This is a genomic window from Idiomarina sp. UBA4206 (assembly GCF_002383015.1).
Lineage (GTDB): Bacteria > Pseudomonadota > Gammaproteobacteria > Enterobacterales > Alteromonadaceae > Idiomarina > Idiomarina abyssalis.
This window is the reverse complement of sequence record NZ_DFTS01000025.1, coordinates 35,017-35,869: the sequence shown is the minus strand read 5'-3', so window position 1 is coordinate 35,869 and position 853 is coordinate 35,017. Positions and strand designations below refer to the sequence as shown.

Below are 853 nucleotides of genomic sequence, written 5' to 3'. Positions count from 1 at the left end.
GTATGAGCAGCCACTGCATACGCTGAGTCACGCACAATGGGAAGCCTTGTGCGATGGCTGTGGGCAGTGCTGCTTAAATCAGCTGCAAGACGAAGAAGACAATCTGTATTCCACTGACGTTGCTTGTCGGTTATTAGATACCGACACCGCACGTTGTACTGACTATGCACACCGAAGCGAACGCGTGCCTGCCTGCGTTACTTTAACGCCGAATAACCTCGAAGATGTTTATTTTATGCCTGCCAGCTGCGCTTACCGGCTGCGGGCAGAAGGACAACCCTTGCCTGAGTGGCATCCATTAAGGCATGAGGGTAGCAAAGAGCCAATGAAAAAAGCCGGCTATCATGTCGCCGGCCATTGTGTCAGTGAAGCGAAGTTTAAAGGCGATCTTGAAGACAGAATAGTGACCTGGCCCTTAACTTAAAAGCGCTTTGAACTATTTGTGGTAAAGCACCAGCCCGTCTTTTTTCTTAAACGACGCAATAATGTGACAGACAGCCACAATAATACCTATCAGTAAAAAGCCTGCGAAAATCACCGTCATCCAGCCCGGCATACCTAAGCCAAGCCATTGCCAGTCAATGTCACCGCATAAGCCGGGGGCGGCAAAAAGCCCGGGCATCCATTCATGCAGCGGTGCCCAGCCAGGGAAGTTTGGCGCGCTTTCACACACGGCAAAAAATGCGTTTTTTGAAGTCTGTAAGTCCCAGTGATCGTAAGCAATGAGCAAACCCTGGTAACTGCTGTAAAGCCAGCCAATTAAAGCCGCCCAGCGAGTTAACCAAAAGCCCGAACCAAACAGGCCAACAATGGCAGCCAGACCAATGCCGACCACCGCCATACGCTGATACAC

At 50.8% G+C, this 853-nt stretch carries 2 protein-coding genes; one reads left to right on the top strand and one right to left on the bottom strand.

Annotated features, from left to right (window positions below):
- A partial coding sequence (locus B3180_RS05400) for a YcgN family cysteine cluster protein (RefSeq protein ID WP_286843437.1) occupies positions 1 to 424 on the top strand: 424 nt, incomplete at its 5' end.
- A 12-nt stretch (positions 425 to 436) separates the two neighbouring features.
- On the opposite strand, the gene B3180_RS05395 is transcribed toward B3180_RS05400, so the two are convergent.
- On the bottom strand, positions 437 to 853 hold a 417-nt coding region (locus B3180_RS05395; RefSeq protein WP_286843435.1), incomplete at its 5' end, for a disulfide bond formation protein B.